Source organism: uncultured Ruegeria sp., from assembly GCF_947497005.1.
Classification (GTDB): Bacteria; Pseudomonadota; Alphaproteobacteria; order Rhodobacterales; family Rhodobacteraceae; genus Ruegeria.
In genome coordinates this window covers 175,662-190,876 of sequence record NZ_CANMFF010000010.1, presented here as the reverse complement: position 1 = coordinate 190,876, position 15,215 = coordinate 175,662, and the positions used below count along the sequence as shown (strand labels likewise).

15 protein-coding genes and 1 pseudogene are annotated in these 15,215 nt (G+C 55.9%); 2 read left to right on the top strand and 14 right to left on the bottom strand.

Annotated features, from left to right (window positions below; all coding sequences use genetic code 11):
* Positions 1 to 415 precede the first annotated feature (415 nt).
* A pseudogene (locus Q0816_RS15710) lies at positions 416 to 624 on the top strand (IS6 family transposase); the annotation flags it as partial.
* A gap of 21 nt (positions 625 to 645) precedes the next feature.
* Positions 646 to 1,272 (top strand): IS66 family insertion sequence element accessory protein TnpB, encoded by a 627-nt coding sequence (tnpB, locus tag Q0816_RS26070; protein WP_367180508.1) that lies wholly within the window; start codon positions 646 to 648, stop codon positions 1,270 to 1,272.
* Between the two features lie 415 nt (positions 1,273 to 1,687).
* On the opposite strand, the gene Q0816_RS15705 is transcribed toward tnpB, so the two are convergent.
* From Q0816_RS15705 to Q0816_RS15640, 14 genes are all read right to left on the bottom strand, one after another.
* Positions 1,688 to 2,446: a nuclear transport factor 2 family protein gene (locus Q0816_RS15705; protein WP_298852211.1), complete on the bottom strand. Its 759-nt coding sequence runs from the start codon at positions 2,444 to 2,446 to the stop codon at positions 1,688 to 1,690.
* Positions 2,447 to 2,822: 376 nt separating this feature from the next.
* Positions 2,823 to 3,839 carry a proline racemase family protein gene (locus tag Q0816_RS15700; RefSeq protein ID WP_298852210.1) on the bottom strand — a complete coding sequence of 339 codons (1,017 nt, stop codon included), beginning with the start codon at positions 3,837 to 3,839 and terminating at the stop codon, positions 2,823 to 2,825.
* A 22-nt stretch (positions 3,840 to 3,861) separates the two neighbouring features.
* A complete protein-coding gene (locus Q0816_RS15695; protein WP_298852209.1) occupies positions 3,862 to 4,617 on the bottom strand; it encodes an SDR family NAD(P)-dependent oxidoreductase in 756 nt (251 codons plus the stop codon).
* Positions 4,618 to 5,379 (bottom strand): SDR family NAD(P)-dependent oxidoreductase, encoded by a 762-nt coding sequence (locus Q0816_RS15690; protein ID WP_298852208.1) that lies wholly within the window; start codon positions 5,377 to 5,379, stop codon positions 4,618 to 4,620. It abuts the gene before it with no gap.
* Positions 5,376 to 6,173: a pyrroline-5-carboxylate reductase gene (locus tag Q0816_RS15685; protein WP_298852207.1), complete on the bottom strand. Its 798-nt coding sequence runs from the start codon at positions 6,171 to 6,173 to the stop codon at positions 5,376 to 5,378. The genes Q0816_RS15690 and Q0816_RS15685 overlap by 4 nt, the downstream gene beginning before the upstream one ends.
* Positions 6,174 to 6,373: 200 nt before the next feature.
* Positions 6,374 to 6,754, bottom strand: a complete 381-nt coding sequence (locus Q0816_RS15680) for a hypothetical protein (protein WP_298852206.1) — start codon at positions 6,752 to 6,754, stop codon at positions 6,374 to 6,376.
* Between the two features lie 11 nt (positions 6,755 to 6,765).
* Positions 6,766 to 7,467: an SDR family oxidoreductase gene (locus tag Q0816_RS15675; protein WP_298852205.1), complete on the bottom strand. Its 702-nt coding sequence runs from the start codon at positions 7,465 to 7,467 to the stop codon at positions 6,766 to 6,768.
* Between the two features lie 20 nt (positions 7,468 to 7,487).
* A complete protein-coding gene (locus Q0816_RS15670; protein WP_298852204.1) occupies positions 7,488 to 8,738 on the bottom strand; it encodes an FAD-binding oxidoreductase in 1,251 nt (416 codons plus the stop codon).
* A 59-nt stretch (positions 8,739 to 8,797) separates the two neighbouring features.
* Positions 8,798 to 9,688 carry a dihydrodipicolinate synthase family protein gene (locus tag Q0816_RS15665; protein WP_298852203.1) on the bottom strand — a complete coding sequence of 297 codons (891 nt, stop codon included), beginning with the start codon at positions 9,686 to 9,688 and terminating at the stop codon, positions 8,798 to 8,800.
* Positions 9,685 to 11,229 carry a choline-sulfatase gene (betC, locus tag Q0816_RS15660; protein ID WP_298852202.1) on the bottom strand — a complete coding sequence of 515 codons (1,545 nt, stop codon included), beginning with the start codon at positions 11,227 to 11,229 and terminating at the stop codon, positions 9,685 to 9,687. The genes Q0816_RS15665 and betC overlap by 4 nt, the downstream gene beginning before the upstream one ends.
* Positions 11,226 to 12,179: an aminotransferase class IV gene (locus tag Q0816_RS15655; RefSeq protein WP_298852201.1), complete on the bottom strand. Its 954-nt coding sequence runs from the start codon at positions 12,177 to 12,179 to the stop codon at positions 11,226 to 11,228. The genes betC and Q0816_RS15655 overlap by 4 nt, the downstream gene beginning before the upstream one ends.
* Before the next feature lie 18 nt (positions 12,180 to 12,197).
* Positions 12,198 to 12,938, bottom strand: coding sequence for an amino acid ABC transporter ATP-binding protein (locus tag Q0816_RS15650; protein WP_298852200.1), 741 nt, complete (start codon positions 12,936 to 12,938; stop codon positions 12,198 to 12,200).
* Between the two features lie 12 nt (positions 12,939 to 12,950).
* The gene (locus tag Q0816_RS15645) at positions 12,951 to 14,024 is read right to left on the bottom strand and encodes an amino acid ABC transporter permease (RefSeq protein WP_298852199.1); all 1,074 of its coding nucleotides are present in this window, start codon (positions 14,022 to 14,024) and stop codon (positions 12,951 to 12,953) included.
* 3 nt (positions 14,025 to 14,027) lie between these two features.
* On the bottom strand, positions 14,028 to 15,194 hold the full coding sequence (locus Q0816_RS15640) for an amino acid ABC transporter permease (RefSeq protein ID WP_298852198.1): 1,167 nt from the start codon (positions 15,192 to 15,194) through the stop codon (positions 14,028 to 14,030).
* Between the last annotated feature and the right edge of the window lie 21 nt (positions 15,195 to 15,215).

Sequence of the window (15,215 nt, the reverse complement as noted above, 5' to 3'; positions counted from 1 at the left end):
GCAATCATCGACCCATCATGCGGGGGTAACCCGATAGAGTTGACGAAAGAAAACCTCACGCAACTGTTCAAAGCTGCTTTGTAAGTAAGGAAAGACTTGGCCCTGGTTATTTCAGTTGCTCGAAAAGTTGTGCATACCCCTGAGAGAAGATCGGACCGCCTGGCAAGTGCCAGGCGGTTCGCGCGGAATGTATGAAAACTCAAACACACTTTCATGGCAGCTTTTCCAGTGATCACCTGTTGTATTCAGCAGTAATAGAGCACTTGCTACAACTCTGTAATCGAGAGGCTCGTCACACGAGTCATGTCGGAACAAGCGGTTTTCCCCGCCGCGATTTCTTTACGAGTTCCAAGCTCAATTGGAGCGACATATATTGTCAATACATTGTTTTAGTTTATAAATTTTAACCATCTACATAAGTAGCTCAATTGATACGGCGCGCCTAAAGGGCTTCAGCTACCCTCGTAAGATTAATGCGGTTGTTGTCGGGCGGACCGCCGATTGACGCTGAGCACGACTGACGTAGAAGACCTGCTGGCAACCCAGGGTGAGACCGTCAGCCGGGAAGCGAACCGGTTATGGGTCATTCGCTTTGGTCAACAATTTGCGGATTGCATCAGGCGGGCCTGAACAAGACTATCACGAATGTCTTCATTGCTGTCGATCGTGCGCTACAGCAGGTGTTTCTTGCTACGGATCACAATCCCGACTTCGTCCATGTTCCTCTTGTCGTTGGGCTGCCGAAGATCCGGAAGCAGTGCTTTGGCCTCAATTTCTATTTTGGTTTGTGAGTTGAAAATCCGGCCCGAGTGTTTGCATACAAGGAGTTCCTCAATGGAGCACTCAATCTCTTTTCTCGATAACATTGATGTATTGATCGGCCGGCGGTGCCATCGACACTGGCCTCTTGATCAAAAGGCCCGGATTGTGGGAGCGGCGAACCCGGTGGACTTTCGCAAAGGGCATGACGGGCTGGCGGCGCAGGTCCAAATTGAGTTGCGCAAAGAACCGTTCACATGGATTGTGTTTGTGCTTCGTTCCAAACGAGCCAACCGATTGAAGCTGCTCTACTCGGATTGCGCAGGCTTGGTGATAACATACAACCGGCGCGACGCCGCCAGTTGTAGTAAGTCGCATCACCGACGCCGAGACCGCTTCCGAGCCATCTCCTGCCCCCTTTCTCAGCCAAAACATTGGCAAAGTCTTGGGGGCACAGACGGTTTTAGTGGCTCCACCCGCGCAGGCAGGGATGCCGGATTCCCGCTGGCTTAAAGGAAGGTCGTCGACTACCCTATCTTCGTTGGAGGTGTCAAAAATCAGACGAGCCCGCGAAAAAAATCGGCCCCTTTGAAACAGCCAAGCCAAGTGTCCTCGGCTCGAAAGGGAGAAGCACTTCAATCCGGTTGTCGCGCTATTCAGCGCAATCCTATTGCGGTTGATGATTCAGCTTGCATTCATCCAGTTAGGCTGATTGCAATGACAAACACCGGAACTCACCGACGGAAGCACAACAGATTGAAATCAATAGGTTTAGCCGAAAATTGTGGGGGATCAGATGGCTAAGCCGACCGCAGGAAGGCATTCGAAGGCGGGCCCCCGGATTTCTCAAAGCGAAATCTCATCAATTTTTCAGGGTGACCATTGTTCGTCGGCCTGTGTTCGAAATTCGGTGGGCGCCACCTCGCGCTTAGAACTTCCCGTTTTCGTTCTTCCATTCGCTGCGTGGTGCAATTGCTTCAATCGTATCCCAATGTTCAACGATCTTGTTCTCAGCGACGCGAAAAAGATCATAGAAACTGGAGTGGATACCGGCCCTGTAACCTTCACTCATACAAAGCACGAAGTTCCCTTCTGCGAGTACCCGGTGAACTTTGTGATATTGGATGCGGAATGTGCCATTTTCGACAGCTTCAAGGTATGAACGGTATGCAGAAGCACCGTCGGCAATGTCAGGGCTGTGCTGAACCAATCCATCGTCTACATGTGTTTCGAGAAGTCTGATTTGCCGTCTGACCAGAACGCCTTCCGCGAATTCGCGCACCAGGTTTCGATTGGCGGCGGTCTTGTCCAGATCGGTAATCTCTGTCGCGCCATCCAACATGCCGCGACCTGAAGGGTTGGGGCCCATCATCGGTTGGATGTTGTCCCAGTGCTCGACCGCTTTGCTGTCTTCGAAGCGGAAAACTTCAAACGCGACCCTCAGGCTTGAGAAGTTGTATTCGTTGTGCGCAAAGGCAAATTCACCATCCTCAAAGACGCGTATGAAAGTGATGCGCGGATTGGTTTTTGACAATCGCGCAAACAACGCCGAGAGCCCCTCACTGCCTTCGTGCGTTTGGGGATTGTGTTGGATGTATTTTGTCTCGTTGACGACATCAGCTGCGGCTGCATCCCCAGTTTCGATGCCTTTGAGGAGTTTCTGGATCAGGTCCTTTTTTGAATCCACAAGGTCTATCTCCGCTTAGAACAAACACACATAAAGGATCAGAAACCAGATATCATCCATTCGAAACGAAGTCACCGAATTCATGCCATAAGATCGGGCGAAAAAGACGACCCCAAAATAGACATTCGTTGCGTTGATTGGCGTGTTGCAGTTTTCTCAAAGTCGATGTTGGTCGACCTTGCGGTAGCGGCGCCAAACTGCGCGCTTATGAAAGGAATCATGATCCGATCTTCGATCTGGAAATAACGGCAGCCATTCAGTCGGCAACCGGGTTAGCGTCAATCGCCAAAAGTTCGCCGCAGATCCATCAGAACGGCGCTCGAGCTGACAGACGGGGGGAAAGGTTTCCGACAGAACCCTATTTCCTTCAAAGACGCTATCCGCCCCAGGTATCCGACAGCCGAAAGCCACTCGGGAATGGGTCGGCGGGGTCCAGCCCGATCTGAGTGATAGCGTAGATCCAGCACTGTCCGGATACGCGATTCTGGGTCGCATCGTGATCCCCTACTTTAGCAACGCTCAGGAACTCAGTCGTGAATTCACCGCCGATGATCGATCGCGATATTGCAACATCTCCCGGGGATGCTTGCCCTGTTGCATGTCGTACGGCCATATTCGCATTTGAGCCGGTGCCACACGGCGATCTGTCCACGCGCCCGGGGCGCAGGGTTGTACAGGTGCGCACCGCGCCGTCGGGCTCTGTCGATCGGAACATGACATACGCCAAGCCCTTCAAAGCAGGTATTGTCGGATGCGGTGCGTCCTCGACCTCGGCAATTAGATTACGTAGGGCGACACCACGCGTAGCAAGGTCACGCGCTCTCTCGGGCCTGATCGTCAGACCGATCTGGTCGACGTCGACAAGCGCATAAAAGACACCTCCGAAACACAGATCGTAGCAGATACTTCCCCAATCTTCGGTCTCGATGCGACAGTCTTTTTTGGCAACAAAGGAAGGCGGCATGTCCAGTGACACTGTGGTTACCTTCCCGTCGGAACAACGGGCCAGCGCGCGCACCAAGCCCGCAGCGGTATCCAGCGTCACGGTGGTTTCAGGTTCGGTCATAGGGATCATGCCAGTTTCAAGCAGAGCCGTGACCGCGCACATTGCATTGGATCCCGACATCGCATGGGCCTGATCGGGTTGCAGCACGATGAATCCGATATCCGCCGCCGGATCACACGGCGGAACCAGCAGACAAAAGGACCCGGCCGGGGCCGAACGTGGTTCTGAGCAAAGGAACTGACGCAGGCTGTTGTCAACCGAGTTCAGATAATCCAGCTTGTCGGCCATTGTCGCACCGGGGATATCCAGCACCCCACCCGTCACGACACGACCGATTTCACCAGCGCAATGTACATCGACTGTTTGCAGAGTTCTGGACCAACGCATGATGTACTCCTCCTACTAAAAGTCAGGCTACGGCTTGGGCACCGGTAATTTCGACAACGGATCCACAGAGATATTGCGCCTCGTCCGAGGCCAGGAATGCGACAAGCGCAGCGACCTCATCCGGTTCGCCGATACGGCCAAAAGGCACCAGCGCGTTGAGATCGTCCAGGCGGCGACCCGAGCGCGCGAGGTTGCTTTCCAGCATAGGCGTCCGAATTTCACCCGGGGCCACGCCGTTCACACGAATATTGTCCGGCGCATAGTCTCGGGCGAGGTTCTGGGTAAAGGCGACAACGGCGGCTTTGGTGGTGTTGTAGGCAATATGACCGGGGGCCGGGTGTATCCCCCATTGTGATGCGGTGTTGATGATGGCTCCGCCACCCTGGTCTTGCATCACCGGGATCACCGCCTGACACATATGAAACAGCGCATCGACATTGACTGCAAATGATTGCTGCCAGTCCTCGGCCGTCAGCTCCATCAACGCGCCGCGACTCATCAGCCCGGCATTGTTGCACAGTACATCTATCCTGCGCCTCGCGCCGGTCCAGCCCCTGACAAAGCTCCGGATCGCCGCAGGGTTGGTCAGGTCAAACGTGCGAACTTCGGCCTGACCTCCTGCGGCCCGGATCTTCCGGGCAACACTTTCCGCGCCCGCAATGTCTGCATCTGCAACACAGACCAATGCCCCCTCGGATGCAAAGCGCTGACAAATTGCCGCCCCGATGCCACCCGCCGCACCAGTTACAACAATGGATTTACCCCTGAAACGTTCCATTTACGACCTCATCTGACTTGCGCCATTGACATCCAACACTGCCCCGGTGAGCGATGCCTGCGACGGGCGCAACAGAAACGCCACAAGCTCGGCCAGTTCAGCGGGTTCGGCCATCTTGCCCAGAGGAACGCCCGACAAGGCGGCAGCCTCGCCATGGGTGCGGATGTAATCCTCGGACATCTCGGTGCGGACCCATCCAGGCGCAACGGCCATGGCTGTAATCCCTTGTGCCGCAAATCCGCGGGCGATGCTTTGGGTCAGGTTGATCAGGGCCGCCTTGGAGGCCCCATAAGACATGGCCTCGGCCCGATAGCCGCCCTGCCCCGCGCGCGAAGCCATGTTGATGATCCGCCCGCCACCATGCGCCCTGAAATGCCGGATCGCCGAGCGGCTCAGATCCGCTGCGACCATCAGGTTCAGCTGAAGATCTCGGTGCCAGGCATCGTGCCACACCTCCAGCGGATCATCCACGGATGAGGCAGTCAGAACACCGGCATTGTTGATCAGAACGTCTATGCGTCCTGCTTTGGCCTCCGCGGCCTCCCATAACGCACTTGGCCCCTGTGCGTCGGACAAATCGCCCGGCAAAGCTGCAGCCCCTTGCCCGATTTCCGCCACCAGAGCTTCGGCGCAGGTGGCGTTGCTGTGGTAATGCAGCAGAACACGGGCGCCGGTGGCGGCCAATTCTCGGGCAATCGCCTGACCGATGGACCCGGTTGCTCCGGTTAGCAAGACGGTTTTGCCAATCAGATCACGTGTCATTCCACTTCTCCCAAAGGTATCATTCTGGCTTTGGCCAGCCGACGCATGACGCTGTCGAGACCCGCTTTCAACGCGTCGGGTCCACCCGCTTCTGAAAATACATCATATAGTTGTGCGTTCAGCCCGGCAGGTGTCGAATGATCGGCTCGCAGTGTCTCGAATGATGTGTTGGAATTCTCGGACGCGGCTTGCGCCAGCCCCAAAAAAACACCGCTGAGGTAGCCCTGCGAATCTTGTTGAACAATTCCTTTGGACTGCATCCACCCGGAAGCCGTTTCCATCACACCGAAATACGTACCCATCAAGGCACTGGCCGTGGCGAAAGCGTCAAACTCTTCAACTGTCCCGGCGCTAACGACCCGCCCAAGCGGAGCAAATAGCGCCTCGCCCTGCGGATCATGGGGGAACAGAACCGTAACACCGTAGTGTCGGGCGACCGATGGCAAAGGGATCGCCCGAAACAAACGCACAGGCGTATTGATCCAGCCTTGGAGAACCTCGTGAGTCAGCGTTGCTATCAGGCTGCACACATGTTGCCCCTGGCTAAACAGCAACGGGGTCAACACATCTTGTGCGTCCTGCGGGCGGATGGCCAGAAACACCAGTTCAGAGCTATCGACGACCGCTTGTGCGCTTTTGCAGATCTGCACACGGTCGCTGCCTGCGGCCAACCGCGCCGAGATTGTTTGGTTGCGTTCGGTGACGCAAATCTCGCTGATTTCAATATCCGAAGCCAGCAATCCCGTGACAACCGCTTCAGTGATGACGCCCGTTCCGATGAACCCCAGCCGCATTCTCGCTCCTGCTCTTTTGTGCACCAGCCCTAGGTTTGGACCGGTCAAAGGTGGTAATCTGTTTGGTTTCGAGGCAGTAATTCGGACTTCGAACCCCCAGCTCGCACCCAATCCCCGGTTTTTGTGCCTGCCCCGGGACGCTTAGGTAAATGTCGGTTGCGGGCAGTTGATCCAGACAATTCCGGTCTAAAAGGCACGGACTACCCCTTCAGCCCCGTCAGCAAGCCCGTCTTCCGAGCGATTCCCCCAGACTCCGGCGCCATCAGCATCGGGAAGTTCCACGGTATGATCGCGCCCGCACTCCTGATCGGTTCCTTATCCGCTTTCGGCATGAAACCGTCCATGTCCAAAGTGATCTCAGCGCCCGTCTTGCGCAGCACAAAAGCACGCTCGGTACCGCTCACCCAGGGCCGGAAACCACAGTCCAAGGTCGTGCGCGGCGCGCTCACCGCTGCTTCGATATCATCGGAACCGTCCTTATCCACTTTGTTCACGGCCTGATTGTTCGACGGATCCACATCGAACATTGAACCAGAAACAGCAGCAACCCATTTATTGTTGATGAACAGAGTCTCTGGCACGGTATTTTTCCTCACATATGCCGTGTTACGCCGCCATCGACGCGCAAGGATTGGCCGGTGATATAGCTGCTATCATCGCTCAGAAGGAAAGCGGCGGCCTTGGCCTGTTCCTCGGCCCGAGCCAGTCGACCAAGGGCAGACAATTGCGCAAACTTATGCGGCAGGTCGAGGCTGTCGGTGAATCCCGGCAACAGGCAGTTCATGCGGATATTCGCCGGACCGTAGCGGTCCGAGAACTGTTTGGTAAAGCTGGACACCCCTACGCGATAAACGCTGGAGGTTGGGAAGGTCAGCGACGGCTCAAACGCTGAAAAGGTGGTGATGTTGACGATCGAACCGCCACCTTGCGGCTCCATCACAGGAGCCAGCAATTTGGCCATGCGGATGACGGGTTTAAGGACCATCTCATGAGCGCGGTCCCAATCCTCTTCAGGAATGTCCAGCAGGTCCCCCTTGGGCGGGCCGCCCACGTGGATCAGACACGCGTCAATCCGACCATAGGTAGTCATGGCCAGATCAAAAGCGGCTTGGGTATCGGAAGCTATTTCGGCTTTGCCACGATGGGCGACACCGTCCACTTCCAGTGCCAGCAACTCACAGGAGTCAGAGGGCGACATCAGCGCCAGCTTGTACCCCCGCCTGTGCATTTCACGCGCCGTAGCGGCCCCCATTCCGCGCCCTCCTCCGATGATAAGGCATGTCTTTTCGGTCATGGTTCGCTCCTGTTTTCAGATTAAAACCGATCAACCCGGTAGGGTTGCAGATCGATATCGGGTGTTTCACCGGCGATGAGTTGCCCCATCAACCTGGCCGTGGTCGCAGCGTAAGTCAGGCCCAGGTGACCATGGCCTGTGGCATAATACACGCCCGGAACCTTGGCCGACGCCGACAGCACCGGAACCGTATCCGGAAAGGCCGGGCGATGGCCCATCCATTCGGTAACATCCTCGATCTGCAGGTTCGGCAGCGCCTTGCGTGCCCGTTTAACGGTGATTTTCGAGCGACGCCAATCCGGGTCTGCGTCCAACCCCGCCATCTCAACTGTACCTCCCACGCGGATACCGCCGGCAGTCGACGACACCATGAAGGCCATGGCGGGCCAAATGATCGAATGATTCAGGCCGATCCCGGGCGCATTGATCTGTGTGTGATAACCCCGCTCGGTTTCCAGCGGGATCGGCTCGCTCAAAAGTTTGGATAAACGACCCGTAAAGGCACCGGCAGCCAGGATGACGTCATCTGCCTTCAAAAGGCGGCCTCCTTTAAGTCGCACGCCGGTGATACACTCGGCGCGGGCAAAACCGGAAACCTCGGCCCGCTGGATCGCGCCACCCAGGGCTACAAACGCTTCGACCAGACGGGTGACAAGCGCATGGGGGTCGCGTACCGTGCGGTTGTCGGGCAACAGCACCGCTTTTTGAATGTTCGGCGCGATTTCAGGTTCCAGATCGTGCAAGGCGGTACAATCCATGACCTCATAGTCAAATCCATGACGGTCCAGCATGTCCAACCTTTCCCGATCCGCGGATAATTCTGCTTCGCTGGCATAAAGCGACAGGCAACCCGAGGTGCTGAGCTGGTCTGACAGACCTATTTCGGCCATCAGTTGTTCGGTATCTGCCAGAGATCGCTGACACAGCACCGCGCCCTGTGCCTCAAGCTCACGCAGCTTTGCGGGCCGACCAGCCCAGAAAAACCTGACAAACCAGGGGATCAGACGTGTCGCATAGCCCGGCGACACCCGTATCGGACCTTCGGGGTGCAACAGCCAACCGGGGGTCTGCCGCCAGACCGAAGGGCGGGAAACCGGCATGAACTCCGTCACCGCAATTGACGCCATATTGCCGTATGACGCCCCGCGTCCGGGTGCGTCCGCGTCAACCAGCGTGACCTGCGCCCCGCGTTTTTGCAGCTCATAAGCGATGGCGGCACCGATAATACCGGCCCCAACAACAACGCTGCGTCTGGACTGATTCTGTTGCACCGGGCAGCACTTTCGATAGGTGGAGGGAAAGCCTGTCGCGACCTTCCCATACCACCAGACTACATAGCCAGAATGGGTTGCATAGCCTCGGCGAACTCGGCTTTTTCCACCTCTGTCAGCGGCCCCAACGGCGCACGGCATTCGCCCACATCCAGCCCCTGCAATTCAGCACCGAACTTGATTTTCTGCACGAACTTGCCGCTCTCCAGGATATTCATGGCGCGATACAGCTTTTTCATCAGATCCTTGGCCGCAATAAGTTCGCCCGCCTTATACAGTCGGTCTAATTCACAGCAGGCCTTCGCCATGCAGTTCGACGGCCCGCAGATCCAGCTGTCCGCGCCCCAGAACATAAAGTCGAGCGCAATGTCATCTGATCCCGAAACCAGTTGGATCCTACCTTCATAGCGGCTGGAGATATCGATGGCTCGCTGCAGCACGCCCGAGCTTTCCTTGATGCCGATGACGCGCGGGTTGTCCGCGAAATGGTCCATGACTTCAAAGCTGATATCCGCGCCATCTTTCAACGGATAACTGTAAAGCACCAAATTTACATCCACTTCAGCCAGCACGGTTTCGTAATGGCTGATCAATTCATCCTGTGTTGGGCGTGTGAAGAATGGCGGTGCCAGCAGCACGTTGTGATAGCCGATTTCCTTGGCAATGGCGGTTTGCTCGATCACTTCTCGTGTGGCCGCAGCATTTGTTCCCGCGATGAGGACGTCGTCTTCATTCGCGAAGTCCTTGACGAATTGCAGGACAGAGCGGCGTTCTTCGGTGCTTTGCGAGAAATATTCGCCTGTCGATCCGTTCGGCACCCAACCGGTGACACCTGCTTCGCGAAAATGCATCAGCAATTTTTCGAACGCGTCAAAGTCAATTCTGTTGTTGGCGTCAAATGGCGTTATCAATGCCGGCATGACGCCCGAGAGTTTCACGTTATAGCTCATGGGTCAGGGTCCTGAGATTTGTTGTAATGGAGGTAACCGCGCCGCTCGACGGTTGGAAACGCGTCGCCCCGGCGGACGTAGTTTGTATTCTGAGTGAGTGGTCGGGGTGTAAAATCCCAGATCTCCTCGCGCCCCGTGGACAGTGCGTTGTCGATCAGCTTGCGGGCCACCTGGCTGGCGACGACATCGTCCAGCAACACATCCAACGGCCATGTTTCCTCCGCCAATCGTGTCAGACGCGCTTCGTCAGGGTTTCCCTGACCGGCGATGTTGTTCTGCTCCAGGGGGTCGCAGGCGAGATCATGAAATTGCGTCGGATAGGCGCGGGAAACCACCAGCTTCTTGGTCCCGTCACGGACGCAAACGCGAGGTGCAGATGTACCGCCGTCTATGTGCTCTGAAAAGACCGGACCACTCAGTGGCTCACCTCGCATTGCTGGCAGGAGGCTGCGCCCGTCCAGTGGTGTCTTGATCTCCTCCGAACTCAACCCGCCGATATCGAGAAGCGTCGGGAAAATATCCAACAGTGATGCAGGGGGGGACACACGACCGGGAGTGTATTCAGGATGGGCAATGATCAACGGAACCTGAATGGCGGGGTCAAACAGGGTTTTTTTAAACCACATGCCACGCTCTCCAATCATGTCGCCATGGTCTGACGCGAATACTACAGCCGTGTTTTCTGAATGCCCACTGTCCACCAAAGCCTGCATCAGACGCCCGAACAGATCATCGACATATGAAATCATACCGTAATACCCGCGCCGCGCGTTTCGATAATCGTCCTCACTTAATTCGCACTTGTCCTGACCGTAGTGGTAATACAGAGACTGGCTGTGCGCATCGCGCTGATCGACAGGGATATGCGGCACGCGCGGCGCGTCAATCTCGGCATTACTGTACATGTCCCAGTATTTGCGGGTGATCACATACGGGTCATGCGGATGCGTAAGAGAGACCGTCATCATGAAGGGCCGGTCGTCATCAGAACGCGCGCGGGTGTAAAGTTCTCGCACCGCATAGTGAATGACGTCTTCGTCATAGTCGATTTGCATCGACCGGGCGACCGGACCCGCATCGCGTACGGTGTCGATGGTCGAGACACCAAAGGTATAGGCCCGCTCTTCATCCTTGTTGAAGTCTCGAAAATCTGCGTCCGGTGTCCAAGACATATCGGCGGGGTATATCTCTGTGGTCAGCCTTTCTTCGAAGCCATGGTACTGATCGGGACCCACGAAATGCATCTTGCCGGATATGCATGTGTAGTAGCCGTTCAGACGCAGATAGTGGGCGAAAGTCGGCGTCGAAGCCGTGAACTCGGCTCCGTTATCATAGGCCCCAATACGTGAAGGTAGCCGCCCAGCCATCATGCCGAAGCGCGACGGTGCACAGAGCGGATAAGGGCAATAAGCGTTCTCGAATACAGAACCCCGGGCCGCAAGCGCGTCGATGTTTGGCGTTTTGCAAACCGTTCCGCCATAGGAGCTCAGCACGAATGAAGTCAACTGGTCGACCATGAACAGGATGATGTTGGGTTTCATGACTTTTTTCCACGCAGGGATTGCTGGCCTGCCACGTTTTGGGCGACAAGGTCCTTGTACAGCGCTCGGATGCGACGGGTTATGGAGCCTGCACCACCCTCTTCGCCGATGTCTTTGCCGTCGATCGAAGCGACGGGTGTTTGCGCCCCGAACGTACCGGTCAGAAATGCCTCATCCGCGCCATAGGCCTCGTAAAGCGAGAAGTTCTTCTCAAAGACCGGAATGTCATTCTGGCGGCAAATCTCGATGACATTGGCGCGTGTGACACCGTTCATGCAGTAATCACCGGTTGAGGTCCAAACTTCGCCACGCCTGACGATGAAGAAATTGCAGGCATTTGTTGTGTTCACAAAGCCGTGCGGGTCGAGCATCAAAGCTTCATCTGCCCCGGCTTGTTCCGCCTGCAGACAAGCAATCACACAATTCAGCTTTGAATGGCTGTTGAATTTCGGGTCCTGGCTGGTCGGCAGACCCCGGACCTGAGGCACGGTGGCCAGCCGAATTCCCCGCGATTGCAGGTCTTCGGCAGGCTTGGAATGTTCGACGACTGCCACAATCGTGGGACCAAATCTGCTGAGGCCGGGATGCTGAAACGGTTTCACCTTGCGACCGCGCGTAACCATCAATCGACAATGAGCATCAGAGACCATTCCATTGGCCGCCGCCGTTCGATCCAGAAGGTCTCGGACACCGTCAGGCCCTATCCCGATATCGATAGAGACTGATTTGAGTGAGTTGAACAGCCGGTCCATATGGTCGTCAAAAAACGCCCATTCACCGTCATACAGACGAAGGCCTTCCCACATGCCATCGCCCAGCATGAACCCACTGTCATAGACCGAGACCTTAGCCTCGCTCTTGGGCACAAGCGCGCCGTTCACGTAAATCAGCAACCGGTCATTGCGCGGGTCTGCTTCAGCGTCATGGGTAGAAATTTCAGGGGTATCCATTGGCATCTTATTCTCTGTTCAGTGACCCAGGACCTGGCCCAGGAATGTTCTTGTGCGTTCACTTGTGGGATTGTCAAAAAACTCACCGGGTGGAGCCTGTTCAATGATTTGTCCATCCGCCATGAAAATCACTCGATCGGCCACTTGGCGGGCAAAACCCATCTCATGCGTTACGCAGACCATGGTCATGCCTTCCTCGGCGAGGCCGACCATCACATCCAGCACTTCGGATATCATTTCCGGGTCCAGTGCCGACGTAGGCTCATCGAACAGCATGATCTCAGGCGCCATACACAGGGCACGGGCAATGGCGACACGCTGCTGCTGACCCCCTGAAAGTTCGCCGGGATATTTATGCGCCTGCTCGGGGATTTTGACCCGTTCGAGGTAGGACATGGCGGTTTCTTCGGCTTGTTGGCGGGTTTGCTTGCGCACAAGCGTCGGAGCCAGCGTGCAATTCTCAAGGATGGTCATGTGAGGAAACAGGTTGAAATTTTGAAACACCATCCCGGCCTCGCGGCGAATTTCGTCGATGTTGTCAACATTGTCGTCCAGCGGGATGCCATTGACCTTGATGGTCCCGGCTTGATGTTCTTCCAGCCGGTTGATGCACCGGATCAGCGTCGATTTTCCTGATCCCGATGGGCCGCAAATCACAACTTTCTCACCACGATCCACGTCCAGATCGATGTCCTTCAACGCATGGAATCCGCCGTAGTACTTATTCATCGCGCGGATCGAGATGGCTTGGTCTGGCATGAGCAGTTCTCCTCAGCGACTGCCAACATTCAAGCGGTGTTCCAGATAGGCACCGTAGCGGGACAGTGAGAATACAAAGACAAAGAATATGAGCCCGACAAACACGTACATCTCGATCGTCGCGAAGCTCCAATCGGCGGTCCCCGCCGCGGCCCGGCCCGAGGCAAGGATGTCGAAGAAGCCGATAATGGTGACCAGCGAGGTTTCTTTGAACGTGATGACGAACTGGTTGATGGTGGGCGGCAACGCATTACGAAAAGCTTGCGGTAGAACGACATAACCGACCCGGTTCCAGTAGCCCATTCCAAGGGCCTTGGCCGCCTCTTCCTGACCGGCCGGGAGGGCCTGCATGCCGCCACGAATGATCTCGGCCTGATAGCAGGCAAAGAATATCGCGTAGCCGATGATCACGCGATACAGCTTGTCGCCGATCGCCCAGTCCGGCAGCACAAAGGGCAGGACAATGGCGAAAGTAAACATGATCGAAAGCAGCGGCAGGGATCGGATGACGTCAATCACCAACGCCATTGTTCTGGCGATCCACGGCATTTCTGACCTGCGCAACAGCGCGAAGATGATGGACAAGGGCATGCCCAACAAGCACACCGCCGCGAAGATGAAAACCGTCAGCGACAGCCCGCCCCAATCGCGCTCGACCACTGGCGTCAGTCCTAAAACACCGCCACGCATAAGGATATAGAACGTTGCAAATCCGATCACCCAAAGAGTTGGTAATCTTTTGGCGCTCCAGAAAACAGGAACACACGACAGGATCGCCACCACGAGCATGACGATACAGGCCAGCGCGGACCGCCACTGTTCTTCAAAAGGGTAAAGACCAAACAAAACAATGCGCCAACGCGTTGCCACAAAGGACCAACATGCGCCATCTTCATGCGTGCGGCATTCTTCGTTTTTTCCGTATCCCCAAATCGCGTCGAGGAAGGCCCAATTGAATAAGCCCCACAGCACCCAAGCCGTGAACACTGCAAGCAGAACAGTGATCGCACTGTTCAGCGGCGTCGCAAAATAGTGCTTTTTCACAGTTTTGAACGACAGAGTATGCTGCATTGAAAGATCAGTCATCGCTCAGATCCTCAGCTGCGTGCCCTTGAGCTTGATCGCGTCGTTCACGCGGTTCAAAACCCAGGCCATCGAGTAGTTGATGATCAGAAAGCCACCCATCAGGATTGCAATCAGCTCCAGCGTCTGCCCGGATTGGTTGATCGCGGTGCTGATGATCATGAAAAAGTCGGTAAAGCTGATGGCGATGCCTATGGTTGTTGCCTTGAACAGCCAGACATACTGGTTGATCAGGGTCGGCATCACGATGCGGATGGCCAGCGGCAAGCGAATGCGACTAAAGATATACCAGGGCGTCAGGCCCAGGGCGCGACCGGCTTCGGACTGGCCGTTGGGGATGGCATTGAACCCGGCGCGTACGATTTCAGCAATGTAAGCCGCACCGTAAATCGCGATGGCGACGAGACAGGCCATCAGTTCGGGCGAGACCCGTATTCCGCCACGGTAATTCAACCCAGCCGCTTCGGGAAAGTTGACTAGGGACGTTTCAGGAATTCGACCAAGCCACATCGCGACAAGAGCAATGACCAACGAAACAGACCACAGCAGCTTTCGCTCTTTGCCAGCCTGTCGCAGATGAAGATCCGGCCAACGCTTGGCACCCAGCCAAAGCGCCAGTGCAAAAGTAGCGACCAGTATGAGGATGGTCGCAAAAACTGAACCGCCTGTAACGTTTAGACCGGGGATATAGATACCGCGACCGGTCAACGCGATGCCGCCCAGAATGGGCTCTGCGTTGCGCGGGCTCGGCAGTCCCAATAACAGCGTATACCAGAACAATAGTTGCAGGATCAGTGGTGCGTTGCGAAACAGTTCGACAAATGTGGTGCCAACCAGTTCGGCCATCCCGTTACCCGATGTACGCATCACACCCACCGCGACCCCAATGACAGTGGCAATCGGTAGCGCAATAGCGCCAAGAAACAGTGAATTGAGGATGCCAACAAGGATTGCCCGAGCGTAAGTGGAGTTGGTGCTGTAGTCGATGAGGGAAAAGCTGATACGCCAGCCTGTTGCCCGCTCAAGAAAACCGAACCCTGACGTTAGGCCCTGAGCCTCAAGATTGGTGCGACCAACCAACACCATGATCACCAGAATTGCCACAATCCCACCGACAAAGGCGAATTGCAGCCCCGCATCCCTGACCCGTCTGTTTTTAATGAGCGTTTGCATCAGCTTCTTTCCGTTGACCTG